General features: G+C 49.8%; 30 protein-coding genes and 1 tRNA gene. 8 read left to right on the top strand and 23 right to left on the bottom strand.

Annotated elements, in window-relative coordinates:
• Positions 1–6 precede the first annotated feature (6 nt).
• Positions 7–1,347: a glycosyltransferase family 4 protein gene (locus C5Y96_RS09975; protein WP_105352672.1), complete on the top strand. Its 1,341-nt coding sequence runs from the start codon at positions 7–9 to the stop codon at positions 1,345–1,347.
• 14 nt (positions 1,348–1,361) lie between these two features.
• Here the strand turns inward: C5Y96_RS09975 and C5Y96_RS09970 are convergent, their stop codons facing one another.
• The 3 genes from C5Y96_RS09970 to thrS form a co-directional block, all read right to left on the bottom strand.
• Positions 1,362–2,207, bottom strand: a complete 846-nt coding sequence (locus tag C5Y96_RS09970) for a glycosyltransferase (RefSeq protein ID WP_105352669.1) — start codon at positions 2,205–2,207, stop codon at positions 1,362–1,364.
• A gap of 186 nt (positions 2,208–2,393) precedes the next feature.
• A complete protein-coding gene (infC, locus tag C5Y96_RS09965) occupies positions 2,394–2,981 on the bottom strand; it encodes a translation initiation factor IF-3 (RefSeq protein ID WP_233198901.1) in 588 nt (195 codons plus the stop codon).
• 238 nt (positions 2,982–3,219) lie between these two features.
• Positions 3,220–5,229 (bottom strand): threonine--tRNA ligase, encoded by a 2,010-nt coding sequence (thrS, locus tag C5Y96_RS09960; protein WP_105352667.1) that lies wholly within the window; start codon positions 5,227–5,229, stop codon positions 3,220–3,222.
• A 458-nt stretch (positions 5,230–5,687) separates the two neighbouring features.
• On the opposite strand from thrS, the gene C5Y96_RS09950 reads away from it, so the two are divergent.
• Positions 5,688–5,761: transfer RNA gene (locus C5Y96_RS09950), tRNA-Val, on the top strand.
• 221 nt (positions 5,762–5,982) lie between these two features.
• Here the strand turns inward: C5Y96_RS09950 and C5Y96_RS09945 are convergent.
• The 4 genes from C5Y96_RS09945 to C5Y96_RS09930 all read right to left on the bottom strand — a co-directional run bounded on the left by C5Y96_RS09945 (position 5,983) and on the right by C5Y96_RS09930 (position 7,679).
• Positions 5,983–6,378 (bottom strand): hypothetical protein, encoded by a 396-nt coding sequence (locus C5Y96_RS09945; protein WP_105352662.1) that lies wholly within the window; start codon positions 6,376–6,378, stop codon positions 5,983–5,985.
• A gap of 171 nt (positions 6,379–6,549) precedes the next feature.
• Positions 6,550–6,960, bottom strand: a complete 411-nt coding sequence (locus tag C5Y96_RS09940) for a DUF6908 domain-containing protein (protein ID WP_105352659.1) — start codon at positions 6,958–6,960, stop codon at positions 6,550–6,552.
• A gap of 10 nt (positions 6,961–6,970) precedes the next feature.
• The gene (locus C5Y96_RS09935; protein ID WP_105352656.1) at positions 6,971–7,225 is read right to left on the bottom strand and encodes a hypothetical protein; all 255 of its coding nucleotides are present in this window, start codon (positions 7,223–7,225) and stop codon (positions 6,971–6,973) included.
• Between the two features lie 67 nt (positions 7,226–7,292).
• Positions 7,293–7,679: a hypothetical protein gene (locus C5Y96_RS09930; protein WP_105352654.1), complete on the bottom strand. Its 387-nt coding sequence runs from the start codon at positions 7,677–7,679 to the stop codon at positions 7,293–7,295.
• 34 nt (positions 7,680–7,713) lie between these two features.
• Between C5Y96_RS09930 and C5Y96_RS09925 the strand changes: the two genes are divergently transcribed.
• Positions 7,714–8,559 carry a DUF4145 domain-containing protein gene (locus C5Y96_RS09925; RefSeq protein ID WP_158261166.1) on the top strand — a complete coding sequence of 282 codons (846 nt, stop codon included), beginning with the start codon at positions 7,714–7,716 and terminating at the stop codon, positions 8,557–8,559.
• A gap of 81 nt (positions 8,560–8,640) precedes the next feature.
• On the opposite strand, the gene C5Y96_RS09920 is transcribed toward C5Y96_RS09925, so the two are convergent.
• Both C5Y96_RS09920 and C5Y96_RS09915 read right to left on the bottom strand, forming a co-directional pair.
• Positions 8,641–9,351, bottom strand: coding sequence for a hypothetical protein (locus tag C5Y96_RS09920; RefSeq protein ID WP_105352650.1), 711 nt, complete (start codon positions 9,349–9,351; stop codon positions 8,641–8,643).
• The gene (locus C5Y96_RS09915) at positions 9,338–9,931 is read right to left on the bottom strand and encodes a hypothetical protein (RefSeq protein ID WP_105352648.1); all 594 of its coding nucleotides are present in this window, start codon (positions 9,929–9,931) and stop codon (positions 9,338–9,340) included. Before C5Y96_RS09915 ends, C5Y96_RS09920 begins: the two co-directional genes overlap by 14 nt.
• 116 nt (positions 9,932–10,047) lie before the next feature.
• Between C5Y96_RS09915 and C5Y96_RS09910 the strand changes: the two genes are divergently transcribed.
• Entirely contained in the window at positions 10,048–10,998 is a 951-nt protein-coding gene (locus C5Y96_RS09910; RefSeq protein WP_105352647.1) for a hypothetical protein, read from the top strand.
• A 48-nt stretch (positions 10,999–11,046) separates the two neighbouring features.
• On the opposite strand, the gene C5Y96_RS09905 is transcribed toward C5Y96_RS09910, so the two are convergent.
• Positions 11,047–11,919, bottom strand: a complete 873-nt coding sequence (locus C5Y96_RS09905; RefSeq protein ID WP_146115598.1) for a hypothetical protein — start codon at positions 11,917–11,919, stop codon at positions 11,047–11,049.
• 118 nt (positions 11,920–12,037) lie between these two features.
• On the opposite strand from C5Y96_RS09905, the gene C5Y96_RS09900 reads away from it, so the two are divergent.
• The 4 genes from C5Y96_RS09900 to C5Y96_RS09890 are packed head-to-tail and all read left to right on the top strand — an operon-like array spanning position 12,038 to position 16,694.
• Positions 12,038–12,454 carry a hypothetical protein gene (locus C5Y96_RS09900; RefSeq protein WP_105352643.1) on the top strand — a complete coding sequence of 139 codons (417 nt, stop codon included), beginning with the start codon at positions 12,038–12,040 and terminating at the stop codon, positions 12,452–12,454.
• Positions 12,455–12,468: 14 nt separating this feature from the next.
• Positions 12,469–12,861, top strand: coding sequence for a hypothetical protein (locus C5Y96_RS27060; protein WP_146115597.1), 393 nt, complete (start codon positions 12,469–12,471; stop codon positions 12,859–12,861).
• A 9-nt stretch (positions 12,862–12,870) separates the two neighbouring features.
• The gene (locus tag C5Y96_RS09895; RefSeq protein WP_146115596.1) at positions 12,871–15,126 is read left to right on the top strand and encodes a LamG domain-containing protein; all 2,256 of its coding nucleotides are present in this window, start codon (positions 12,871–12,873) and stop codon (positions 15,124–15,126) included.
• A complete protein-coding gene (locus C5Y96_RS09890; protein WP_105352638.1) occupies positions 15,126–16,694 on the top strand; it encodes a LamG-like jellyroll fold domain-containing protein in 1,569 nt (522 codons plus the stop codon). Before C5Y96_RS09895 ends, C5Y96_RS09890 begins: the two co-directional genes overlap by 1 nt.
• Before the next feature lie 178 nt (positions 16,695–16,872).
• Here the strand turns inward: C5Y96_RS09890 and C5Y96_RS09885 are convergent, their stop codons facing one another.
• From C5Y96_RS09885 to C5Y96_RS09825, 13 genes are all read right to left on the bottom strand, one after another.
• A complete protein-coding gene (locus C5Y96_RS09885; RefSeq protein WP_146115595.1) occupies positions 16,873–17,544 on the bottom strand; it encodes a hypothetical protein in 672 nt (223 codons plus the stop codon).
• A gap of 41 nt (positions 17,545–17,585) precedes the next feature.
• Entirely contained in the window at positions 17,586–18,266 is a 681-nt protein-coding gene (locus C5Y96_RS09880) for a hypothetical protein (RefSeq protein WP_158261165.1), read from the bottom strand.
• A 188-nt stretch (positions 18,267–18,454) separates the two neighbouring features.
• Positions 18,455–19,300: a hypothetical protein gene (locus C5Y96_RS09875; protein ID WP_105352632.1), complete on the bottom strand. Its 846-nt coding sequence runs from the start codon at positions 19,298–19,300 to the stop codon at positions 18,455–18,457.
• A 30-nt stretch (positions 19,301–19,330) separates the two neighbouring features.
• On the bottom strand, positions 19,331–21,103 hold the full coding sequence (locus C5Y96_RS09870; RefSeq protein ID WP_105352629.1) for a hypothetical protein: 1,773 nt from the start codon (positions 21,101–21,103) through the stop codon (positions 19,331–19,333).
• 47 nt (positions 21,104–21,150) lie between these two features.
• Positions 21,151–21,420 (bottom strand): hypothetical protein, encoded by a 270-nt coding sequence (locus C5Y96_RS09865; RefSeq protein WP_146115594.1) that lies wholly within the window; start codon positions 21,418–21,420, stop codon positions 21,151–21,153.
• Between the two features lie 50 nt (positions 21,421–21,470).
• Positions 21,471–21,800, bottom strand: a complete 330-nt coding sequence (locus C5Y96_RS09860; RefSeq protein WP_105352623.1) for a hypothetical protein — start codon at positions 21,798–21,800, stop codon at positions 21,471–21,473.
• Entirely contained in the window at positions 21,800–22,300 is a 501-nt protein-coding gene (locus C5Y96_RS09855; protein WP_105352620.1) for a phage tail tube protein, read from the bottom strand. The genes C5Y96_RS09860 and C5Y96_RS09855 overlap by 1 nt, the downstream gene beginning before the upstream one ends.
• Before the next feature lie 59 nt (positions 22,301–22,359).
• Positions 22,360–22,779 carry a DUF3168 domain-containing protein gene (locus C5Y96_RS09850; protein WP_105352618.1) on the bottom strand — a complete coding sequence of 140 codons (420 nt, stop codon included), beginning with the start codon at positions 22,777–22,779 and terminating at the stop codon, positions 22,360–22,362.
• Entirely contained in the window at positions 22,776–23,210 is a 435-nt protein-coding gene (locus tag C5Y96_RS09845) for an HK97-gp10 family putative phage morphogenesis protein (protein ID WP_105352615.1), read from the bottom strand. The genes C5Y96_RS09850 and C5Y96_RS09845 overlap by 4 nt, the downstream gene beginning before the upstream one ends.
• Positions 23,211–23,525, bottom strand: coding sequence for a head-tail adaptor protein (locus C5Y96_RS09840; RefSeq protein WP_158261164.1), 315 nt, complete (start codon positions 23,523–23,525; stop codon positions 23,211–23,213).
• The gene (locus tag C5Y96_RS09835) at positions 23,522–24,094 is read right to left on the bottom strand and encodes a head-tail connector protein (RefSeq protein WP_105352604.1); all 573 of its coding nucleotides are present in this window, start codon (positions 24,092–24,094) and stop codon (positions 23,522–23,524) included. Before C5Y96_RS09835 ends, C5Y96_RS09840 begins: the two co-directional genes overlap by 4 nt.
• The gene (locus tag C5Y96_RS09830) at positions 24,094–24,594 is read right to left on the bottom strand and encodes a hypothetical protein (RefSeq protein WP_146115593.1); all 501 of its coding nucleotides are present in this window, start codon (positions 24,592–24,594) and stop codon (positions 24,094–24,096) included. Before C5Y96_RS09830 ends, C5Y96_RS09835 begins: the two co-directional genes overlap by 1 nt.
• Entirely contained in the window at positions 24,551–25,834 is a 1,284-nt protein-coding gene (locus C5Y96_RS09825; RefSeq protein ID WP_105352599.1) for a phage major capsid protein, read from the bottom strand. The genes C5Y96_RS09830 and C5Y96_RS09825 overlap by 44 nt, the downstream gene beginning before the upstream one ends.
• Between the last annotated feature and the right edge of the window lie 209 nt (positions 25,835–26,043).

Genomic DNA, 26,043 nt, shown 5'->3' with positions numbered 1-26,043 from the left:
GAACTGATGCATCACGCTAATCCTTCAACATGCGATCCATTGATCATCGCCTATCTTACGGCCGGCGGGGCGGGCATGTTTTGCGGTAGCTGCATGCGCGACAACACGGTTGCCCGGGCCATGCATCACCTGGGGCACGATGTCCATTTGCTGCCGATGTATACCCCGATTCGCGTCGATGAAGAGGACGTCAGCGAGAAAACCCTCTTCTACGGCGGCATCAACGTATATATGGAGCAGAACGTCCCAGGCTATCGGTTTCTGCCAGACCTGGTGACGCGCTGGCTCGATCAGGAATGGATCATCCGCTGGGCAACTTCCCGCGGAATTGAGACAAGTGCCAAGCAGTTGGGCGCGTTGACTCTATCCGTATTGAAGGGGAAAGACGGTAATCAGCGGAAGGAAGCCCAGCGTCTGGCGAAGTGGGTGGCCCAGGAGCTTCGGCCGCAGGTCATCAACTTCAGCAACATGATGATCGCCGGCACGGCTCCGCTGCTGAAGGAGAAGGTCGATTGCCCGATCCTGGTGACCCTGCAAGGGGACGACATCTTCATGGACGACCTGCCCGAACCATATCGATCGCAGTGCTTCGCCCAGATTCGCAAGTTGGTCGAGCATGTCGACGGGTTCATCGTTTTCAGCCATTACTACGCCGATTACATGGCCGAGTACTTTGGTATCCCGCGCGAGAAGTTTCACCTGGTGCCGCTGGGGATCGATTTAACGGACTTCCCCGATCACCCGCACCCACATCTCACACCTGATCGACCTCCGACCATCGGTTACCTGGCTCGCATGGCACCCGAAAAGGGGCTGCACGTTCTCGTTGATGCGTTTATGCACTTGCGGGAAATTCCGGGCCTGGAAGACGCCCAGTTGAAGATCGCCGGCTGGGCGGGCCCTCAGCAGCAACTCTATCTCGACGAGCAATTTGCCAAGCTCCGAGATTCAGGACACTTCGGCGGGTGCGAGTATCTGGGGACGGTCGATCGAGCAGGCAAGCTGGCTTTCCTGAGGTCGATTGACGTCCTTTCGGTTCCCACAGTCTATCGCGAGCCGAAGGGGCTGTTTGTGCTCGAGGCCTGGTCGGCAGGCGTTCCGGTCGTGCAGCCTGATCACGGAGCGTTCCCCGAGCTGATCGCCGCGACGGGTGGTGGGCACCTGGTGCCGCCAGAAGACCCAATCGCCTTGGCAGAAAAACTGGCCGAGGTGCTCGCCAATCGAGATAGCTTACGAGCACTGGGTTCGTCGGCATCGGAGATGGTTCGTGCGAAATTCGGAGCGAATGTCGCCGCGGCCGAAACGATTGAAATCTATCGCTCGATGCTGGATCGTAAGTCCGGCTAAGTTAGGCAGCGCTCTTACGCGGCTTTTCGGATAGCAGTCTCTGGGGCCGCATTATCGGCGTTGATCGGCAGCAAACGGGGAGGAGGCATCATCCCGTTTTCGATAAAGATCGGGCCGGTCTTCGACTTCTCCCAGATGGCGTTGTTGCGATCGAAGTCTTCCTGGTTAAAGAACTTCTCGTGTTCCATATGGAACAGAATCGCCGAGTAGAGAGCGTTTTGTCGCTTCACACCGGTACGCATCAAGCGGGTAATGAACTCGCTGTCCTCGCGCCAGAAGCCGACAAACTCTTCGTTCCAGCCGTTGATAGCTTCGACGTCACTACGCCAGGTGGCGATATTGCAACCTCGGATCCCTTTCATCCCGCGGCTACGAACGGCCAGGCCTGGGATGCGAACCAGCAGGTGTAGCTTCGTGAGCCCGCCGTTGAGCCAATGCTTGAACAACTGCCAGGTGTTCTCAGTTCCGTGAAACGTTTCGAACGCTTTGTAGTTGAGGAAGTTTCGGCGTCCTTGGGTGAAATAGCCTTGCTTGGCGAGCCGCTGGTGATCGGCCACAAACATCGGACCTGGGATGCAGTCGCCGTCGGTATAGATCAGGTATTCACCGGTGCATTGCCGCGTGGCCGCATTGCGGGCCTTGCTGATCTGGGGCATGCCACTGAAAGGATGCCAGGCATGAACGATCGGGAAGTCGGCCTGCTGTTGATGCTTTTGGATGATCTCGGGCGTGTCATCGGTCGATCCGTCGTCCGCGATTACCACCTGGTGTGGTTTGACGGTTTGATGAACGTAGCCGTGCAGTACCTTATCGAGGTAGTACGACCGATTGTGGGTGGTAACGATGACCGAAGATTTCATGGGGTTAGCCTTCCGGGATGGCGCAGCGAAGCATCCTTGCGAGCAGCGACGCGGAAAGGTACCAGAGGGCAAACAAAATCAGCAAGAGCATTTGCCTATTTCGATGCCTGCTAGCAAGTCAGGTACCGCGCATAAAAAAGACCACCTCGAAATTCGAAGTGGTCGTTTTCGTCGATAGCTTGGCCGTTAGCCGGCTTTGGGAGACACCGTCGCCATGATGCGGCGTCCCATTTGTTTCGGGGGCGATTCAACCTTGCCCACTTCCGCGAGCAGTTCGATCACTTGAGCCATAACGCGATGGCCTTCTTCCACGTGTGCCATTTCACGACCCTTGAACTGGACCGAAACCTGGACTTTATCTTTGTGCTTTAAGAAGCTGATCGCTTGCTTGACCTTGAACTCGATATCGTGGTCGCCCGTCTTCGGACGCAGGCGGATTTCCTTCGTCTTGGTGTGGTGCGACTGGTTCTTGTGTTGCTTCTTGCTTTGTTGGTACTTGTACTTACCGTAGTCCATGATGCGGCACACCGGTGGCTTGGCACCAGGGGCAACTTCGACCAGGTCTAATCCTGCTTCGCGAGCAATCGACAAGGCTTCGTCGGTGGGCAGAACGCCTAATTGTTCTCCATCAGCAGCAATGACTCGAATGGGCGAGATTCTAATGCGATCGTTGATTCGAGTCTGGTCGCGATTTTGATCGCGGTCTCGATCGCGAGACGTGTTTCGCAGGGCGATGGCTAGTGATCCTTTTAAGCTAGGAAACGGGTAATGCAAATATTATCGACGTTGTGGACAACCCGTAAAATCGTACCACATTGAAAACATTCTATCGTCAAGTTTCCGCCACGTTAACGCACGAAAATAGGAATCGGCGAATTTTGCCACCTTTCCGGGTGGTAATGGCGGTTCCTGTTCCCGTTACGGGGCAAATGGCCTTCTGGCGAACGGGACTCTTTCAGCAATCCGCCAGGCTCGCCCCCAGGTCTGGGGGCGGTGGGGCCTGGCTTAATGCTTAGTAGCCTTCGCTGGTGGTGGCGGTGCCGGAGGTCCCCAGGCCGGCCGATCCTTTGAAGACCTGGCGAACCACGCGATTGGCCACTTCTTCCTGCAGTTTCTCGATCGCTTGGGGGATCTTCATCGATCCCAGGTCGCCATCGATGCGGTCGCGTACCGAAACGGCTTCTTCTTCCATTTCGCGTCCACCAATGATGAACATGTACGGAATCAGTTCCAACTGAGCGGCACGGATCTTGGCCCCGATCTTTTCAGGGCGATAGTCGCCACTAACTCGGAAGCCGGCGGCCAGCAGCTCTTTTTCGACCTTCTGGGCATACTCGTCGAACTTCTGGCTGACCGTCAGGAGGCGAATCTGTTCCGGTGCCAGCCATAGTGGGAACGCGCCGGCAAAGTGCTCGATCAGCACACCCATGAAGCGTTCCAACGAGCCGAACGGAGCACGGTGGATCATCACCGGCCGGTGCGGCTGGTTGTCCTTGCCGATGTACTCCAGGTCGAAACGCTCGGCACTAGGCAGGTTGTAGTCCAACTGCACAGTACCCAGTTGCCATTCGCGGCCCAGGCAGTCGTTCACCACAAAGTCGGCCTTCGGACCGTAGAACGCGGCTTCGCCTGCTTCGGCAGTCGCAGTGATGCCCATGTTCTTGCACACACGAACCAGGGCGGCTTCGGCGGCATCCCACACTGCTTCCTTGCCAACGTACTTGCCGCTATCGGGATCGCGGAAACCCAAGCGGACGCGGTAGTCGGTCAGGCCCAGGCTGCTCAGCACGTACTGAGTCATCTGGATGCACTTGCGGAACTCGTCTTCGACTTGTTCGTCGGTGCAGAAGATGTGAGCATCGTCCTGGGTGAACCCACGCACGCGGGTCATGCCGTTCAATTCGCCTGACTGCTCGTAGCGGTAAACGGTACCGAATTCCGACAAGCGGTACGGCAATTCACGGTAACTACGCGGCCGAGACTTGTAGATCATGATATGGTGCGGGCAATTCATCGGCTTGAGGAGGTATTCTTCATCCTCGGCCTGATGAATGGGTGCGAACTGGCTGTCCTTGTAATAAGGATAGTGTCCCGAGATCTTGTACAGGTCGACCTTGCCGATGTTCGGAGTCACGACCGGCAGGTACTCGAACTTCTTTAGCTGTTCGCCAACGAACTCGGTCAGCAGGTTACGAATGATGGTCCCCTTAGGGGACCACAGGATAAGCCCCTGCCCTACCAGCGGATTGATCGAGAACAGATCCAACTGCTTGCCTAGCACGCGGTGGTCGCGGCGTTTGGCTTCTTCGATTTTGGTTAGGTGGGCTTCCAGGTCTTCCTTGGTAAAGAAGGCAGTCGCATACAGCCGCTGCAGCTGACGATTGTTGGAATCCCCTTTCCAGTAGGCACCAGCAACCGACAGGATTTTATAGGCCCCAATCGCTTTCGGACGCGGAATATGGGGCCCGCGGCACAGGTCGATGAACTCGCCTTGCTGATAGAACGACATCGACGCGTGATCTTTCAGGCCGGTCTCGATGTGCTCTATCTTGTACTTCTGTCCCAGGTCTTTGACGACCTGCAGTGATTCATCTCGATTGCGTTCAATGCGCTCGAACGGCTCGTCTTCCTTGATGATCTTCTTCATCTCGGCTTCGATGGCCGGGAAGTCTTCTTCGGAAAGCTTGTGCTCAAGGTCGAAGTCGTAGTAGAAACCCCCTTCGATGGTCGGACCAAACGCGAGCTGCACACCGTCAAACAGCCTCATGACGGCTCGGGCCATGATGTGGGCACAGCTATGCCGCATAACCCCCAACGCTTCCTCGTCCTTCTTGGTCAACAGTCGCAAGTTGACGGTGCCTTCTTCAGGCAGCTTGGTATCGAAGCCCACGATATTGCCGTCGACTTCGCCGGCAAGGGTCGCTTTGGCCAGGCCGGGACCGATATCGGCAGCGACCTCCATGGGGGTGACGGCGTGATCGAATTCCTTCTTGGATCCGTCGGGAAGAATGACCTCGAGCATGATGTGTTCGGTTTCTTATCCAAATGGCGATTTCCAGGCTCACGAGGACATCGAAACAAAGGATGTCGCTAAAACCGTAAGGATGGATCGGGCAGATGTGGCCGTCGTAGCGATCTATCTGCCAGGGCGAACCTTCTGCCAGCGGCAGGGCTCTCCATTATTTGTGTTGTTAGAGACGCCCCGCCGGGTAAGCGGGTTCACCGCAAGAAGCGTATAGATTGACGGAAGTTGCGCATTAGGAAAAGTCCAGGTTGTCGTTCCCCAGGCTATTTGGACGCTAAGTCTCCAGGTCGGGGCAGCTTAGGTGAGGGGACATAATCGCAATTTTCGTTGTAGCCCCTTGACGATCGGACAGTTCTAATGGCAAACTACGCGTTTGGTTAACCTCCACGGGGGTGAATCACTGATAATTGCTTGCACGCAATAAGCGTCACCGCTTGATTGCAAGAAGCACAAAAGGGCGATTGGCTCAGTTGGTTAGAGCACTACCTTGACATGGTAGGGGTCACAGGTTCGAATCCTGTATCGCCCACTTCATAAAGCCGTAATTCATAACGATTTACGGCTTTTTTCGTGCGCTGATTTTGTACCTAATTTGTACCAAATCGCATGTGTACCTAATTGGGCCGAATCCGTACCAAATCTACGGCCCATGAATCGCCCATAGAATGCTCGTAGATCATCGCCACATGATCGGCCAAGATTCGCCCGAAAGTCGTTCTATTTGGCGTGTGGGGCCGTTAGACGGACCATTTAGGCGGCGGCGATATCGTCGATTCGATCATCGCTTTCGGGATGAACCACTTTGATTGTTGGTGGAAGCAGAATCGGAAGCCCAGAGCCTACCATCGCTTGGCATACTTTGAATGTATTCTGCAACATTTCCAGTTCTGCTGCGGCAATTGATAGCGTCTTTTGAGCGTTCAAGTGCAGTCTTTGTGCGGCCTGTACGTTTTCATCAATCGTGGTGAAATCGGTAGCTTTGTAGTGACGATGTGTCTGGCAGTGCATTAACCGAACTTCCGCCTTGATGCGTTCAAGGGATGCCTTAGCGAAAGAGAAATCTGATTGTGCCTCAATTTGTCGCTTGTGAGCAGCCAAAATTAGCTTAGGTAAATCCTCAAAACGTAGATTTTCCTCGATATCCATTTCTCGAATTTCCTTATGACTTCGAATGGTCTTTTCTGGTTCGAGAAAAGTCCCTTTTTTGGGCGGTGAGGTCAATATGTTTTCTCACCTAATTTGGAACGTCCCAGAGCCAAGAAAAAGCCATGTCATCACGACATGGCTTCTCGATTACAAATGTTGTAACGGCAAACGTCACAATTCCTGCTGGTCAGCAATATTCCTCATCCACTCGTTGCAAAACATCGCAAGATCAGCCTGCCCTCCCTTGTGGTACGAAATCCTGCCGTCTTCGATCTTTACCCACTGCCGGTAGCACATGCCACCCTGCTCAAACGTCATCGGGAAAATGTTCTTCCCAGTCCACAGGAACGTAACCTCTGGATCGGTGACTAGATCACGCTCGACCTCGTGATAATGCGTGACCGAAACCACTAAGCCCGGTGACACCAGACGAGGTTTCGTGGTTGGCTTCCCAATCACCTCCACGCAGACCGGCATGAAGACACCCTCGGTGTTGTCAATCTTCCGATTTGACCCGATGCGTTTCATTCCCTCGACCAGCTTCAGGAAGATACGAGTTGCTTTCTGATCTAATGATTTCACGTGTGTGCTCCTATGTTCGGTCGATGGTGGAATTACATTGCTTACACTTCCAGAACGATTTTCTGTTGCTGCCCATGCCGAGGGCATAGATGCAGATGATTGGTCCAGCAATCCAACCAATGACCGGAATCAACAGGAACACGGCCACTCCAATGCAGAACACCATGAGGGCACAGAGAAGCCCCATGATGACACCACGACCCTTGGAATGTCTTCGCATTTCTCCCTTGCAATAAGGGCACTCAATAACCTTCTTCTTTCCCATGGATATCTCCTTCAAGAAACGACAAAAGCCCCGAGGATCACTCGGGGCTTGGTGGAACTGGTCAGAACTAGCCGATGGCTTCGGCTACCGCATGGTAGGCATCCAATGCCTCAAGAGCCTTCTCCGTGGAACCACACGAATCGATGAATTTGCCAACCTTTTCGATGGCAGCCTTGGCATCAACCGAACCTTCGTACTGCTTGGCAAATTCGGCAGCCACTTTGATCGTGTCCACATCCAGACCACCTTTCTTCTTGGAGGAAGGTCGTAGAACGGTCGAAACACGTGATGCCGTGACATCAACGCCCTTTGCCTTCAGGGCCTTAGCGATGTCCGATGGTCCAGCGTTGGGATTTTCGGCGTGATATTGCCGAATTGCCTCAGCCTTGTTGGGGGCGTTGTTGTCGGTGGCGTTGGCATTGTTTGCAGCGGTGTTGGTGCGTTTTGCAGCCATGATAAATCTCCGAAAAACAAAATGTTGCGTGTTCGTGTCGGCGAAGTTGCCAACGACGAGCAGCAGCTTTGTCTGCGGGATCGAAACAAGAAAGCCTCGTTTCGGCTTATTTCGGAAGATTTTTGACCGAACTTTTTGTCCTCAAAGTGGGTCGTATTGTGTTCGGCTTGGTGGCTGGCAGAATGGTCAGATCAATGTTGGTGCGAATAATTGGAGAATCGTGGTGGCAGAGAAACAATATTCCGGGTCTCAGAAGTGCGGGCATTGCCACAACGTAGCTCCAATGGAGATTCTGGCGAAAGCTGTAGTTGACGAGGTAGAGGAGCATAGTGATGAGGATGGCTACCGCTCAGGCGTATTTATAGAACGCAATACATATAAGTTGTTCAAGTGTTCCTCGTGCAGTAAGACAATACTTACTGTCGAATTTTACTGTTCGGGCATGAATCCCGATGATCCAGATGTTTCAATTCTCTATCCGCAACTGAACTCTTCACTCGTAGGTTTACCGGAGAAAGTCCAGAAAGCTTACAACTCTGCCCAGCGTGTTCGCCGAGTTGACGCCAATTCCTACGCTGTTCAACTACGGCGAACGTTGGAATTTATTTGCAAGGATCAACAGGCAAGCGGGAACACGTTGGCAGCGAAGCTCAGAGACCTTTCAAACCGTAATTTGATTCCTGACAAACTGAGCGAAATTGCTAAGCATCTCAAGGACTTTGGAAACGTTGGAGCACATGCAGACGATTTTGATATTTCTGAGGCAGAGATTCCACTGCTTGACTCGCTTGCTCGTGCAGTTGCCGAATACATTTACACTGCCCCGGCGTTGGCTAAACAGGCTGAAGAGCGTTTCAAAAAATTGAAGGGCGATGAATAAGAGTAAAGCGTCAGGGTCGGAGTCGAACCGCCTTCTCACCACTGGTTGTGGTGTGTGTACCGTTACACCTCTGACGCATGTTTATTTAGCCTCACCACGATACATCTCGCCACCGATCTCCTTGATTTTGGAAAACGGGACCACAGGAACCGTCAACCTCTTTCGTGCATCGTAATTAAGAAAATACATGTAACGAAACTGGAAGCCGGGAATCACCTGACCACCAACCTCTTCGACATAGGCAGATAGGTTGTAACGTCCCCCAGTCACGTCGTAATAGCTCTTTCCACCTAACTCCGTTCTTGGTGTCGTTGGATTGCTTTCTAACGTCATTTTGTGAATCGTGGAACCATTCGGCAGACGTACAAGATTCTTGCTTTGATTGATGCCGGTAAGGGTGAATCCAGAGGCTTGGTAAATCGTGCCATGTCCACATTGGGTGCCATCCGCAAATGACACGACCCACTCCAACTGTGGATAGTGTTTCTTCAATAGCTTCATCGCAACAGCGATAGAACGGCTTTCTCCGTTTGCAGGAAGCCAATCCGCCAGAGCCATTCGATTCAATTCAATGAATCCATTCCACTTGGTATCACGAACAAGACCGATGATTTTCTTCTTGTCGAGCGATGGTCCGAATTGAAGAACACCACCACATTTGCCATCGAGAAAAACGCCAAGATGTATCTGGCTATTCCTCACGACCTTCCCGCTGTAATGCAATGACTTGATGATCTTGTCAGCATCCTTGCGAGGAATCGGCTTGACGATGATATCTTTAGCACGACCCAAGGAACACCTCGCAGATTCGAGCTAGAGCCAGACCATTCTTGTTGCCGTCATCGGCAAATGGTCCCATTCCCTTGGAAACCTTCAATGCTTCGTTGACGATCTCTGTTTGATCGTTTGTGAGCGTGAAGGTCATTTGGCCATGTGTTTTCTCTTCATCGCCTATCTGTGGGAATTCCCCTTCTCCGACATCGAAGGAACCAGCACGTTCCTCGATCTCTTTGAACATAGCCTCCACGGCTTCCGATTGTTCCTCCAAGGATGCAATTAGCTCGGAGAACTTTTCGCTGTTGGCATCGGCCATTGCTGCCAATGGATCGAGGGAAGCCAGAATCAAGGATTCTTGTTCTTCAGTCCACGAACCGATAAGAACCGGAACCTTTTCATCCTTGGCGATTTTCTTTCGGGCGTGACCATCGATGAGACGACCGGTTGCCTCATTGAATAGCAAGGCACCTGCCCAACCAACTTGGTCGATGATGTCGGCAAGGCTATTGGTTTGAGATGAAGGATGTTCTCGCCAGTTCTTGGGATTGTCGCTGAGATCAGCGGGGCTTAGATATTCGAGACGTAAGTTGTTCATGCTCGTATTTAGGGCCAGCACGAGTAATTATGTTACGTCGGGGTGGAGTGCTGCTCGTATCTCGTTATTCTTTACGTTGTCGGAAGCCTAAATCCTTTGTTTTGTGGGATAATTTTATGAGCGATTCGCAAGACCCAAATGAAGAGATACCACCAGAAATCCGTCGAGCCGCCCGGAAACTGCAATACTTTTTAAAGACAATGAACACCATCTATTCGCCCATTCTGGCGGCTCAACGCCAGATGGGGCTATTTGACGTAGCTGCTCAAGCCATGGCAGCGACAAGGAGTATTGAACAAGCACATTTTCGGATAATGAGCCAAGTGCTGGATGTAGTTCCTTCAATGCAGAAAGTTCAGTCTTCGCTGATCTCCGAGGTATTCGACAAGACGGCCATGGTCGAAATCTTGCGACAGCAGGAGGAACTACTGTCGTTGTTCTCATCGATTACAAGCGGTCCATTCGCTAATATTTCTTCGATTTTAGATGAGGCACGAATCACCCTTGGTGATCTGGATTTAACAGCAATTCCCACGATTGACGAACTAACGGAGGAAGAACTTTCCGATCCTGAAGTTCAGGATGTTCTTGAGAAAAGCAAGAAGGGAATGTCACTTGGAGAAGCAGTTAATTGGAAGAATGCGACAAAGAATCCCTATGTGCAGGGCATTCTGATCGGCGTAATTTCTGATAACGTTACGGATATTTTGAAGAGGGTAATTCTGTTTATATGTTCAGTTCTATTTTCATCACCAGATACGCTTCCTCCCGACGAGATGACAGCGATTAAAGAGCAAGTTGAGGTGCAAAGGGTCACGGAAGGATATGATACGCCATTTCAACATTGTTCCGCCAATACAGCCACTGTTCATCGGACACGTAAACGCAAGTCAAAGGTAGTGGCCGTTCTCCTGAAGAAAGACGTTGTATTCGTCAATGAAAAACGGGGAAATAAGTGTTTGGTGTCGTGGTTCGATGAAGAGCAGGGTTGCACACTTTGTGGATGGATTAAGAGCAAATATTTGAAGCCGATAAGGGTAACGTTTAAGGATATTCAGCGGGATTAAAAAAGCCCATGATGCTTATTCATGGGCTTTGCTTTGTGATCGTGGATTCTACGTGGAACCGAAGCCACCCTTTTTGACACGTTCCATGGTTTGTTCTGGTGTCTCTTGGTTCGAAGTTTGAATGATCATCTCACGTGCCAACCATTCGGGAACCAATGTCAGCATTTCATCCACGAGGACTTGAGCCCTTCGCATATTCTGGTAAATCTCCAACTGTTGATCACCAGTCAGTTCGCCATCAGATGTTGTGATTTTCTTTGGCTTGCGCTTTACCTTTGCATCCAAGACCATGCTTCGGGTGTCATTTGCTAGTTTTTCCTCTTCCTTCTTCTTGATGCTCCACACCTGTGATTGGCTGTATTTTTCACCAGTCAATCTGGAAAGATTATTTGCTACATCGGTCGGGCTTTCGTCAGGATGTTTAGTGATATATGCACGAATAACATCAGACTTCTTCTCAATTCCGGCATACGGGTTGGCTTTGCTAGTGGTCGTTTTCTTTTTGGCCATGTTTTTCTTTCCTGTTTTTGGATTGTTCCCGAAATGAACACCTAGCGTTTTCAGTGTCATTTCCGTTTTCTTCAATGACGATTTGTAAACCGATGCCGTAATATCGGCACCAAGTGCGTGTTCCTCTTTGATGTCAACAAATGCTTCCAAACCGATGGAATCACCAATTGGTATTACAAGCTCGTCATCATCACCACGAGGGACAAAGTATTTTCTTTCCACCCAATCTTCTGGATTTGGATGATTTCTGAAAAAACGCATGGCGTCCGATGTCAAAACGGCCTTCACTTCTTTAATCGTGAATCGTTGGCCATGCTCGTCAGATAGCTTCTTGGCCAATTTCCGCTCATCCATGGGTTGTTCTGCCCATGTTTCCCTGATGAGGCGTGGTCTGTTGTGAATCTCGCTCATTGGCTCCTTTCTTGGGGTGTGAATCTATCTCGTGCGGATGTCACAAAAGTGTAATTCACGGAGAATCGTGGTGCCTCCCCTACATAAGTAAAACGTTTTTTCCTTTGTAGGAGGCCAAATGGCTCTAGTTGTACCCTCTTCCGGTGAGAATCTTATTCTTGCTTGGGCGTTGACCGATGCAACGCCCGAAAATCTAACTCTTAAACTCTTTAAGAATGATATCACCACAATTGACGGCGATACGGTCGCTGGTGATTTCACAGAAGCCGATTTCACGGACTATGCCGCTAAGACCCTGACTCGTGATGGATGGAATTCCATTACCCAAGATGCCAATAACAAATCATTGGCTACTTACAGTTCCACACAATCTTGGACATGTGGAACAACCGGAAACACGATCTACGGTTACTTCATCGTTGGGGCTTCGTCGGGAACTTTGGTGTGGGCCGAGAAATTCGCTACATCAACGGTATTGTCAGAAAACGTGCAGTTGAGCGTTCTGCCTAAATTCACGTTGTCTTCGGAAAATTAAGGTAAGAGGTAGCATTGCTTAAGAGCGAAAAACTCGGTGATCTCTCAGACTGGTATCGCAAGGCAACCTTCAATTCGTCTCTGTCCACTGCCGATCAGAACATCCTTGATGAAGGGTTTCTTAATTGGCGACAAGAAGACCCAGAGATAATTAAGGCGTGGCTTGATTCTTGGCACGGTCGATTTGATGCTGCAAGTATGCTTAGCAGTTTGAGCTACGGATACGACTACTACGGATGTAATCACACGAGATGCGAAAATCCAAACATTACACCAAGCGGTAAAGAAACAGGTCGTCGAGTCACCGCTTACATTTCGGCAACATCTGATGATGGTCATTCTCAACGATGCTCCGGTTCACTCGATACCACAGAGACCTTCGTTGCCAATGGTGATTACGTCGCTTAAGGAGGGCTCTTGGCCACATGTTACAACGAATTATTTGGAGTCGGGTCTTACTGGGGGTCTGACCCAACGGCTGGCTGGTGGAGCTTTTCATCCACCAGTGGTGTGATAGGTTCGCCAAGCACAACGAGTGGTCCAAGATCGTGGGCTTCCCCTGCTGTGGATTTCGATGGTGAGAACAATTGGCTCGTTGCAACCAGCGACAACGACCTCGATTCTGTAGCTAACAATCCTTACACAATCATGGGTTGGATCAGAGTTGATGGCACTGGTGGGACTGCATTTCAGAATAACTCTTGGTTTCGATATGGATCGGCAACCAATGGTTACGCTATGTACCTCAACTCATCCAACAGGATGGTGGTTTACAACAGTGGGACTACCAACTTCTCGCCAAGTTACACTTTTTCGACAGGCACTTGGTATCACGTAGCAATTACCAAAGATTCCACGCAAAAGATGTATGTGAATGGATCGTCAGAAGCCACCAATGTTGCCGGTGGAAGCTACAACCAACCATCACCCGGTTACTGCATCATCGGCCAGAATTACTCTATGCCCAATGGTTCAGGTGGTTACACAACCACTGGATATTTCAATGGTGGTTTGTCTCATGTCGCAGCCTTCAATCGTGAATTGACATCAAGCGAAGTCTATGAAGCATTCGACGGCCCTGAACCGCTTAATGAATCTCTGCCAACCTTGAGCAATGATGGTCGTTTTTGGTCGGCCACTCTCGGCTCTTGGGATACTTGGTTTTCCAAATCAAACGGCAACGTGTATGGATCGTGGGAGCTTCGAAAATCGTCCGATGATTCAGTGGTTGATTCTGGCAGTGGACTAGTCAACAGCACATACCCATCAGGTGGACCATTGCCAGTTGGTGAATATTATCTGTGGGTTCGAGGAACAAATTCAGGTGGATATGATCCAGCCGAAGATTCCGTTTCATCGTCCATCACGATCACCACCCAAACTTACAATGAAGCCGCTTCTGGTGGTGGTGAGCTTTCGGGAAATGTTTTCTATCGATACGACGAAGAAGCCAGTGGTGGTGTCGGTTCCAGTGGCGTTGTTCTTATCACGCATGAAGGAAATGTGTCAGGTGGAGCATCGATGTCTGCCACCGCAACCGTTTCCCAAGTAAGAACGGAAGAATCAACAGGTGGAATCGAGATCGGAGGCGATGGAAGAAACATTTATGCAGATGATGTCTCCGGTGGTGTTGAGCTAGGTTCCTCTGCCGAAGAAACCCACTTCGGAACTGGCATCGACAATGAACTTGCTGCCGATGGTTCTTATGATGCTTGGTTCACATTCCGATCATTGGCAATCCCAAAGAATTCCAAGATTGATAAAGCAGAAATCACCGTTACTGCACCAAGCACGACACCGGGTTCAGGATCAATGAAAATTGCCATCGATGCCCATTGTGCTGATGATTCGGACAATCCATCCACCATGTTGGCTTCTTACACCAGAACCGGTTCCACCGTTGTCTGGGAAGTTCCTGAATTCACAGTAGACCAACAATATCGAACACCCAACTTGGCAGCGATTATTGAAGAAGTGGTTTCCAGAGCAAATTGGAATTCAGGAAACGACATTACATTCTTCCTCAACGTCTATGAATCGGACACGAATGCTCTGAGACGGTTTGTTGATCGTGAAGCGTTTGGTTATGAAGCCACGTCCCTCGATATTTGGTATCACGAGGAATTTGACGAGACGGCTGAAGATGGAGTTGTTCTCGGTGGTTCGTCAGCGAGCGAAGTAATACGGCCAACCAATGGGGGTGTGAATGTCGGCGGTTCCCTCTTCATCATTCCACAACTAACTGAAGTGGAGATGGATGGAGGAATAATTGTCTCCGGTGAAACCGAACCGATTGGCTACATTGTGATGTCAGGTGGAGCCACGGTGTCAGGTGGTCACGAGATCGGAGGAACCATCGTCCCAACTGGTGGCGTATTGGTCGGACAGGCACCACACAGCAATGGTTACAAGTATCGCTTGCCTTTTGTGATTTCGCCCAATGCTGTGAAGGAGGACTTCGAGCGGCATTATCCAGTGATTGTTGTCTATGTTGATCCTGACGACGTGGAAACTGGTACTGACTTCAAGGTTGAGGATGACGAAGGAAACACGGTTCTTCATCATCTTCGATTGTTCGACGATGAAACAGGAAAAGTCGTTTTCTCCATCAAGACTCCACTAGATACAGAAGGAAATCAATTTGTTCTGTTCTATGGTCGTCAGGAGGCGTAATGCCAACGTATCAAAGCTACACAATCAACCGGAATTCAGGAACAAGTACCACCGGTAATGCACCTACGGGAACATCTGACGGCGATCTGTTAGTTGCAATTGTTGTTACTTTTGCAGCTTCTGAAACTCATACTGTTCCAACTGGTTGGATTCTGGAAAATGATTCTAATGGAGCCGTTTCTATAATGTCTCGGATCGCTGCGTCCAGCGACACTTCATGGGAATTTGGCGGTAGTGGTGGATCAAAAATTCGTGACTTGCTAATTGTCCGTTTCACTGATGCGGTGGTTGATCAAGTTGTTTATGGTGGAGGTTCGACCGATGAAGGTGGCGATTTGACACTTCCATCGATCACTACCACGAAAAATGATTCTGTTATCTTGTACATGGCAGCTACCACCGGCACTCGTTCATTTGATCTTTGGCGGCAAGGCACAACTATTTATTTGTATAACCAAAGACTCCCATCAGCATCTTATCTGGATGCTCCAACAATCGGAACATATTCGGGAAATCAAGTTAATCTCCATAATGACAGTACCTCTGCCAGAATGTATTCAATTGCTCTTTCTGAGCTTCCTGAGACTTACAACGAAACCGCAAGTGGTGGCATCAATACCGGTGGTGAAGCAACAGAAAACACATTCACACCTGAAGTCTTTGGTGTGAAGGCATCAGGGGCATCCTTTTACTTTGTAGGCTCACCATCCTCCTGCCCATGTCACACAATCGAAATCGAAGCATCCGGTGGAATCGTTGCCGGTGGATCATCCACGGCATCAAGCAACGAGGTCCGTGGTGGCGTTGTCGTCAATGGAAAAGCCTTCGTGGATACCAACCATCCTTGGAGTGGCCTCCACGGCGTATGGCCGATAGGGGGCGAATATGACGGAACCGAAGATGAGGTTCTCGATCTTTCACCCAATGAATTCCACGGATATTGTGGATTCGGCAACGGTGACAATGTTCCAGAACCAAGTGAGGATGGGATTTATTGCAGTTCCTCTAGTGAATTCACCAGCCTCGAATGGGTCACGTTACCCGAAGATCGAATTTCCGTAACACAAGATTTCTCGGTGTCGTGCTGGTGTAAATTGGATCGAGAACACCTGCATTCTCCACGTGTTCTGTTTTCTCGTGGATTTACGACCGGTGACGGAGACGAGTACATCTTCACCTTAGGCTATTCGTGGATTCACCATGTCTGGGCGCAGATTCAATTGGTCGGAGACGAAACGGTTTATTACGAAGCGTTCAGTAGTTCGACCATGACAGATGACCGATGGAACCATTGTGCGGCCTCGTGGGTGCCGGGTGATGCGTTGCGTGTGTGGTTGAACGGATCAGACGAGGGATCAATAGAGACGCCGGAAATCGCCACTGTGGCACGTACAAACGGCAATCAAATAGGTCGGTGGAATGACGGAGCAATCCCTGTCGGATTGTTACAAGAAGTTCGACTGTACCCAGAGGCGAAGCCACAGAACTATTGGCTGGCCGAATATGACAATGCCTGCAAACCGGGTTTTTACTTGGTTGGTCAACCTCAATCGGCAACGGTGGTCTGACGTTTAATCCGTCGCTTTCGCCGTTTACCGCAACCACAACCACGTTTTCTATGTGGCTTGATGGTTTCCTCGTTTTCTAGCTTTGTTCCTGTACATGGTTCGTCAATTTCCGCTTGGGAAACTCGACTACAGCGAGCACAGATGACACCAGCAATAGGATGATCCTGCCAAAGATGCTTCACAAATGTCCCCTTGAGACCGTCTCTTCATAGTATTGCTTGAAGTGGCGTAGCCAATCCTCACCATCAACAAGGTAATTAGAAAGAGTGATTTCTCTTACCTGACATTGTGGATATTCGTCCTCAATCCACTGAAGAAAATCAGTTCTTGCATCTGTCTGCCATTGGGAAAGCGAGATGGAACCGGTGTTATCAATCACGAACAAGAAGCCAAATGGCTGATTTTCTTCTAGCTCGTGCTTGTCCACCAACAAAGCGAACATGTCTTTAAGATCGTAAATCGTGATTCTCTCATTAGGTCCAATGCCACCGGTGGAATATTCCATATCGCCATAGGTATCGGTGGCCCAGTCGGCATCAATTTGACCGGGGTAAATCGCTGGGCGAATTCCTGACCAGCACCTATACCCCCCACTGATTACCCCGGATGCCACCGGCCAATGTTTCTCATGTTTCTGGCGGTACTCATCCCAAGCATCCTTGTCCTCATTCCATTTATCGATGTCTTTCTGAAGTGGTGCGAAGACACAGACACCTTGCACATCCGTTGTGTGCTCACCGACCAAAGGGCCAATCTCTTCACCACAAGATGAACCGGGATTTCCCTCGTCATTTTCATAGTTGCAAAGATATGTGTAATTCACGCTTGAATCACATGTGGAAATCATCACGAGAGGGATTCCACAGCAACACATGCCAAAACCGATTCCCATTATTCTTCAGTCTCCTCATCCTCATCTTCGTCCGTGCAATCGTAGCCAGAGACCCACCAAACCCCTTGCCCATAGCTGAGGTGTAGATAAATGGTCTTGCCCGTATCAACCACAACGCTCTTTCTCATCGAGTTGAGAACGGTCCACTCAATGGAATCTTGGACATTGAGAGCAATGCCGTTGAACCAATCCAAGATCACCTCAGCTTGTCCCGGTGTCGCTCCTTGTCTGCCGGGAATTCCACCATCTGTAGAAACCGTGCGAGCCGTCATCATTCCGGGGTGATAGTCAAAGACGTAATAGCCTAAGCCTGACGGTCGCAACCAAACGGTTTCATAAGGCAAGACCCAGTGGGAACCATCACTTGGTTGAGCCCAATTGGGAGAGTTGTACGAACCACTAGTGCCATTGGGAGAAAAGGTGCCGTCTGCATTTGCCGAGTATCCATCCCAACTGTATTTATGACCGCTACGGTTGCCAGCTTGAATCTTTGCCCAAAATCCCTCTTGTTGATGCTCGAACAAATACACATAAGCATCAACTGCCAACCGAAGCCAAACGACAGAACCAATGGGAACTTGCTTCGATTGGTTTTTCTCGGCAGCAAAGGCTTCGTCATTTAGATGGCTTCCCTGCCCCCATTCTGGAGCCTCAACGAAGTTGCCGTTTACGATCTTCAAGGCAACCCATGAATATCTTCCTTCGCCATTGGTGCCGGTGATCTTCGCCCAGAATCCATCGGAACCTTTGCCTCGACGACCCTTGCCACCAGTCACGCCATTCTTCATCATTCGTTCCACGTAGCGAATGACAGCCCACAATCGGCTTAATGTGCTTTCATCAAGTGTATATCCTGCCAAATGGCCTCCTAGAACGGGAAGTTGAAGGGAACTCGGTTGTAAATCTGGAACCTGCCAAAGGTTGGCTGCCCGGTTCCCTTGGGGATAAATTTTCCGTTGTTGTCCAACAGTTGAGCGGTATCCGGTTCTTTGCCATCGGCAAGAAGAATCTTCTTGGGTTTGCCGTCAACCAATTGATGAAAGCCTTTGTTCAATGGGCGTGAATCCCATGTGAGTGGGTTATGATGGAACGTGTAAGCAACCTTCCAATAAGCACCAATCTCATCGTGTTCGTCCGATTCTGCTGAGATGTCGGAGATTTTCACCGTTCCCGGTGCCCCGCCCTTCCACCAGTTTGAGTTCGTGCAATCTCGATATTGTTGAGCCACGCCCCAATTGAACGAGTTGTAACCCACGTTCAGACGAACCGTTAAGGTGGAACGTGAATCGTCACGCATCACCGGTTCTTCGTAGGGTTCACCACAAGGATTGAGAATCGCTCGTCCGAAGCAGTCGAAATCCACTGGAATCTGTGTCTGGTACAGACCAAAGGACAGACGTGCTGGTTCCAACAATGGATTGCGGAATTTCTCCCGCTTGCCATACGTGACATTGATGAGCCAAATCCACGTGGACTCATCAACAAAGGAATAGTCGATACCATTGATTACAGCGAAGGAATAGCTGCTGCTTTCGGTTACATACGCATCTCCCCATTGGAGACCCGTTTCATCGACCCAAGCAGACTCGACGATGACAGGATCATCATGGTTGCTGCATTCAGCAATCCATGTCCTGTTTAAGGTCATGTTGCCGTTAGAATCTCGCCCACCAGAACGGAGCCCGTATTTTTCGTACACATCAAGAACTGCCATGCCCTTATGTATGGCTTGGCAGCGAGATTCTTACGGAGTTGGCAAACTGGCAACATGTGGAGCCGATAATTTCTTTTCGATTCGTGCAAGAGATTGAGCCGACTTCTTTTGCTCTGCCAGTTGATCTCGTTGGGTTTTCTCTGGATCATTGCCACCACCAAACATGTGGCGAACAATATCATTACGAGCCTCGACCGATCCAAATTCAGACAATGATGCAAATCGTTTCTCGTTGTTCTGTTCGCCGAAGATTTCATCACGTGCCATCTTCGCAGCCTTGGTGAATTGCTCGAAGCTAATCAACGTGTTGCCGTTGGCATCGTTGGTGTTGAGCATCTTGGTCAATTTGGCGATGCGATCCTGATACAGTTCCTCGGGCGTTTTCAACGTGTCGATTAGGGCCTTGGCATCTTCCTGCAAGGTCTTATGTTCATCCAAGGATTTTAGTTGGTCGGCAAGCTTTCGAGCCGAAGCCAATTGTTGCTCCGTGGCACCTTGTTGCTTCAACCTCCAAATATCAACCTCTGTGCCGCTCATTCCAAATGTTGCAATTTGTTCCTGCAAGGATGATTCTAAATCCTTGACGGCCTTCCCCAGTTTCATGGTTGCACCGGTTGCTTTGTTGATAGCGGGAGGGAATTCCGTGATGGCATTTCGTGCCTTTTCAGCACCCTTCTGCATTCTGTCAAAGAAGTTGTCGATTCGTTCAGATGGCGTTTTGTCCGTGAATGATTTCATTGCTCCATCCCACTGATCGGCAGACAATTTATGCAGGTCTTCTGCTATAGCCGATGTGTATGCCGAAATGTTGGTTTCCATGCCGACACCGGTGTTTCGGTACAACTCTCCCATGAGAGTGTCGATGTAGCGAGCGAGATAGTCGTACATATTGACGACCCATGCAACATACTTGGTTAGGCCAGATTGAAGAAATTTGAAACCATCCATCACAAAATCAATGGAATCGCCAACGATGCCAATTCCATCGGCTGCAAAGCCAAGACCTTGCGAGATGGCTTGTGTGGAATCCACGCCGGTTAAACCCATTCTCTCGAATTCGTCAATCAATGCAGACACATAAGGAGCAACCTGAATCACCATCTGGTTTGCCAAACCTTGGAATTGGTCTTGAAGATGACCAATAGCCTGTTGGACTTTGACGACCTGATGAGCTTCCATCTCCGTAAATGTGAGTCCCATCTTTTCCGCTTCAGCCTGCATTTCTTCAATGCCTTTACGACCTTTTTCCAACAACGGAAGCATTTTCTGTCCTTCGCCACCGAACAAGGTATCTGCGACGTGGAGCTTCTCGGCTTGGTTTTGCATACCAGAAATGGCATCGGCAATTTGCAAGAAGTTTTCTTCAGCATCTTGGCTTGCCATGGTGTCGGCATCCAAACCAAGTTGTTCGAGGATGTCCTTGGCTCCACCTTCTTCAAGAGTGACATCACCAATCTTTTCCTGCATGTCAGAAAGAGCATCGCCGAAACCTTCGATGTCGTCGGTTCCGAGAGCCTTTTTTGCTGCATATTGAAGACCGGTTAGGGCCTTGGTGGTTGTTCCGATCTGTTTGGCGAGTCGAGTGGAATACTTGATGTTTTCGGCTTGAGCTACAGCCATCTGGGTAAATTTGGCAGCGGCAGCGGCAACACCGACAGCGGCACCCAAGCCAGCGATCATCCCGCTAACCTTCATGATGCCACCACCGAGTTTGTTCAAGATTCCCCGTGCTTGATCGGCCCCCTTTTTCAAGCCTTTTGCGTTAGCTCGAAATCCGATGCTGATGTTTCCAATTACTGCCATTACATCCTCCGTTTTCAGGTATGTAGTGGCGCAAAGAAAATCCTCGCTTACCGTTTGGAAAGCGAGGATGTGACGGCATCAAATGCGGCTTTGCATTCCTCTTCAGACTGTACATGCCGTTGGATTCTCTCGACCGGCATAAAGTCCGTTGGTCTCCATTTGCCACCTGATTTCTTCTTTAACCATGGTTCGGCGATGTATTGACACATCACACCGGTTTGTAGCCATGGGTCAGGGATCGGGTGTAAACGGTCGAAGACCATCCATTCGATTAGTTCCTCTCCGCTCATGCGTTTGCCAAGTTCGGCAACCGTCATTTTGAGATGTCCTGCCAATTTGAAAGTGAACATCCTGAACGGAGAGTTGACTAGTTTTTTTCAAGTTCTGCGGTGTCCGCAGTGAGAATAGGATGAGCCTCAACGATTGCCTCCATGATCTGCTGAACCGAAGACATCGATTTCTTACACAATTCGGCAACGTCGTCTTCGGTAAACAGCGGGTTGCCTTCCTCGTCACAGCAAAGCAAGGCAACCAAGTTTACATGTTTGTTCGGTCCACCATTGATGATCTTGTACACACGTTCGGTCTCGTCAGCACGTACCGAACGAAACAGAAGAGGCTTGGGCCAGTTTGCGACTTTCACCTCATGAATCGGTGTATCATCAATGGCAAGGATTTCCTCTCGGGTCATCGGCATTATTTGCCTCCTTCCTTGGTATCAACCTTCGTGGTTTCAACCTTGGGATTGTTCCGAGATCGAACGTGAACGCCCTTTTTGCCATTAACTGACAAGAGACCCACGCTGGCATTTGTGCGTGTGATGTCGCCAGTGATACGAATCGTGAGCGATGCAAGAACATTGCCCTCAACGGTCATGCCGTTAGTTTCGTATGATGTAATGAAGCCGTCGAAAACACGAGTTGAACCGTCTGAATATTCCAAGGTCCATTCGTCCGTGTCTCCATCGTCATAGGAGGTTTCCACGGCTTGATGGCTTGTATCTTGAGGATCGAATTCGTATTCCAGAGAAACCGTACCGGATTCTTTCAGGCCGGGGCGATATTCTTTCTGTTCTGAATCGAGATGTGTGGTTTCCACCTCGGCACGTGACGAAGATGGACCGGTGATGCTGGTACGCTGACCAACAGTTGTTCCGTTTTGTTTGAGAAGACAACCTTCTCCAATTGTGATTGCCATATTCCTCCAATGGTCAGTAGCTAATGACTTTAGAGGTATGTAGTGGTGGCGATCTCGATTTAGTGAGCGGGAATCGATTCGATGTAGAGCATCGAGAAAATCAAAGCCTTGCTATAAAACCATTCGTCGGAATCGTCGTCTGGTGGCTCCGGTGTATCGATGTCTTCCTCAAGACCACATGATCGAATGAGCAATTCATCCATCAGGCCGGAATATCCCTGCACCTTCGTTCTTACTTGTTCAGCGATGTCTTGCGATTCAAGAAAATCTTTCGACCAAGCCTCGATTTGAATGCGAGCCCTGACCACGCCATTTGGGCCGTCGAGGTTTCGGCCATGGTCAGCCGAAACGAGACGAATGGTGATAGCTGGAAACTCGGGCTTTTGCGGCAAATGATTGGTGAAAATTCGATTCGATACGAGATCGGTTACATTGCTTTGTTCCAATAGATAGTTGACTATTGCCTGCTGTATTGTCATCTTGCTCCTTCTTTGGCGATATCTTCGATACCCTGCCACATGTCGTTAATCACTTGTTTTCTGACCTGTGATTCTTTGTCTTTATATGCTCGCTTCATGAAGTCGTTCTCTTTCTGTTTCTTAGTTCCGAAAACGACGGCTGAGCCGTACCATGCTTTTCCTTGCCAGTCCTTGTCACCGATTCTTACGTCGATGCCAAAGGTGCGACGGGATCGCTTACCAGCACGAACCTTGATGTTTTTCTTTAGTAAACCGGGAGTATGGTCCTTCTGTGGTTTGCCGACAGGGGCATAGCTCTTGGCTGTGCGTTGGATGATTTTCATACCTTTTCGCATAGCCTTGTTGGCAACCTTTCGGCGAAACTTTGGCTCTAGGTTGCGAAGGGCTTTGTCCAGCTTCTTTTCGCCGGTGATGCTTACCTTCCATTCCATTTACACCACCTCCGTGCAAGACAATTCCCACTCTACTCCTTCCTCATCCACATCGAACACACTGGCGATATGTAACGTCTTGTTCTTATAGAGCAATTGACCCTCTGCCTTGGGTTCAATCCCGTTGTTGCGGATTCTTACCACATACACACGTGTAGCTTGGGTTCCGTGCTTGTCGGGTTTCTCGCCACCTGCTGACGATGTGACCTTTGCCCAATATGTTCCAACGGTCGAATATGTCTTTTTGTTGTGGTTGTCCACGCCGGTTAATTGGCTGTAGGTAACTCGTTTGTTGAATTCTCCTGCTGGTGTCATCGGTACGACCCCCAGCATTCAATGGCAAGCAACGATTTGGCCTGCATCGGGACTTCGGCAAAACCACCTTGCAGAACCGCCTCACGATGTTTGAACCAATGGGCGACGATTTGGAGAATTCCACTTTGTGTAGATTCAGGAACCTCGTCATCGTCGTAACCCGCAACCCATGTAAGGGTGACATCGTTACGGCCTCCACGTGTCGATGGCCAACACATGTTGAACTCGGGATAGATCACACCGGGTTTGGCGTGTTCGTCGAATTCGTACAGGTCACTATCCAGCGTGATCGTGTCGCCGCTGGAATCGATGTAGGTAATGCTTGAGACCGACTGAAGCTTGGGATTTACTCGAAATTCATACGGGAAATAGTCGTATTTCTGGGCATACGTGGTGGTCAAAAGCGTTCTGGCTTGGAATGTTTCTGTGTAATTCCAAGCGGCTTTGATGAGCCGAGTGAGAACGTCATCCTCAGCGGTATAGGAATCATCGATGTGGCATTGAGCCTTTGCCTGTTCCAATGAGACCGGCAAGCCATCGGGAGGTGTCACAATGTAAGGTTCTGACATTATTCCTCCTTCTTTTTGCGTGGTCGTCGTGTTGTTTTAGGCTTCGGGTTTTCCTTGGGTTCTTCCTTCTTGAACGGTGAAGGCAGGATGAGGTCGATTTCTTCGACTAGCTTTCTCCACTCATCCGTCTGCCAATCAATGGGGAATTTGCGAATGCGATTGATGAATTGTTCGCACTCTACGCAGGTTTCTCGTTTCTTTTGTAAGTCCCGTAGGTAGATGGCAAAGTCTGAGGCGGTATCAACGATCAGCCCCACACCTTTATCTTGCAGTTTCTTTGCACGGTCGGCAGATTCGACTTCCACAAGATCATTTTCGTAGCAGTAGTGTTTGCCGATCAGCGTGTCTTCCAACAGGTAGATAATTCGATTTAGTTCCATGCAGATATGTATGGAGTGACAAAGAAAAAAGACCGCCACGAATGACGGTCTTTCTGGTTGATCTTTGCTAATCGTCTTAGCTGGTTGCCATGTCGATACACTTGCTGAAAGATTCGACATGGCGGAAAGCGATATCGGTTTCACCAAGAAGCGTAATCTTCACAGCACCAGCGTCATCATCGCTGTATGGGTTCACGATGACATCGACGCCACCCCACATGCCGACAATAACATCATTGAAGTTACCGAAGACTGCGGCAGAGAGATTTTCTCCGTAGGCACCCTTTGTGAGGTCGTTCGGAAGCAACGTTGTTGCATGGGCGTTGTATCCGTTGATTTGGCTACCTTCCCAAATCATACGAGGATTACCGCTTTCAACTGGGGTCGTCTTCAGCTTGCCACGCCCCGCTGGAGTGGTGACGTAGTTGAGATTACCAACCAAGGCATTCTCGGAAGCGACTGCGGTTTCCATTTCGACCATCTTGCCGAATGTTGGAGCACCACCATCATTACCCAATGCAACAGTTGCAACGGAACTATTCTGGAGCAAACCTTCTGGCTCGGCACCTGATCCAGAGCCGTTGAACACAGCACGATCAACTTCCAAAGCACGTACTGCGGCAAGGTCGGCCAAGATAAACTGCTCGACATCCATAGAGGTTTGCTTCAAGAATGCACGTGTGTAGCGTGTATGACAACCAAGGGTGTTTGGGGCAAGCGGAACCTGTGTAATGGTTTGATTACTTGCGGTGATCGTGTTGGAACCATTGGCATTGATCCAATAGGCCGTTGCTCCACCAGATTGCTTTGGAATCTGGATCGTGCCGTTAAGGTCGGTCATGACACGAGCACCAAGTGACTGGACGAGCAACTGAGCACGAAGCAATTCGATGAAGTTGCCGTAATCAATAGTGGTGTTCAAACCACCTGCACCAGTGGTAACGTTCAAATCGAAGTTCTGTGCTTTTGCCGTCATTGGAAGGTAGAAACCTTCTGCCGATCTACCACTTCGCTTCGCAATTTCATCGGAAACTTCAGCTTCGACACCATCAAGCTGCTTGCCTTCTAGCTTGAGACGAATGGCTCGAAGAACGGAGAATCGTTCCACGTCTTCATGTACTGGTTCACTGAAGGATTCAGGCTTGGAAATACGGCCAGCACTTTCCTTCATTTTGGATTCCATGGCTTCGAGCTTTTCAAGCTTTTCAGCCTTGTTGCCGTACTCTTCCGACATGGCAACATCATTGTTGAAGGATTCCAATTCTTCCTTGGTTAGTTCACGTTCCTCGGCTTTTGCGAGATCGTGAATAGCACGAGCCGATTCGGCATGGTGCTTTTGCTTTTCTCTGTAATGATTCATATTTCTCCTATTGTGTGGGCCACATACACAAAACGGCGAACGTCGAGCGTGACCCAATAAATGGTTCAACTACTTCGACAGTTTGAAATGCCCCAAAAACCTGGCCCACCGTTATGAGAGTTCGGATTGGGTAAAAGGAATCGCAGTGGGCTGCTGGAGTGAGGGCGTAGCCCGAACGGAAGCAGGCCACTGCGACGCGAAGTCTGCGG

The organism is Blastopirellula marina, assembly GCF_002967715.1.
GTDB lineage: Bacteria > Planctomycetota > Planctomycetia > Pirellulales > Pirellulaceae > Bremerella > Bremerella marina_B.
Note: the sequence above shows the minus strand (reverse complement) of the source record. Positions and strands in the feature narration are given on the sequence as shown.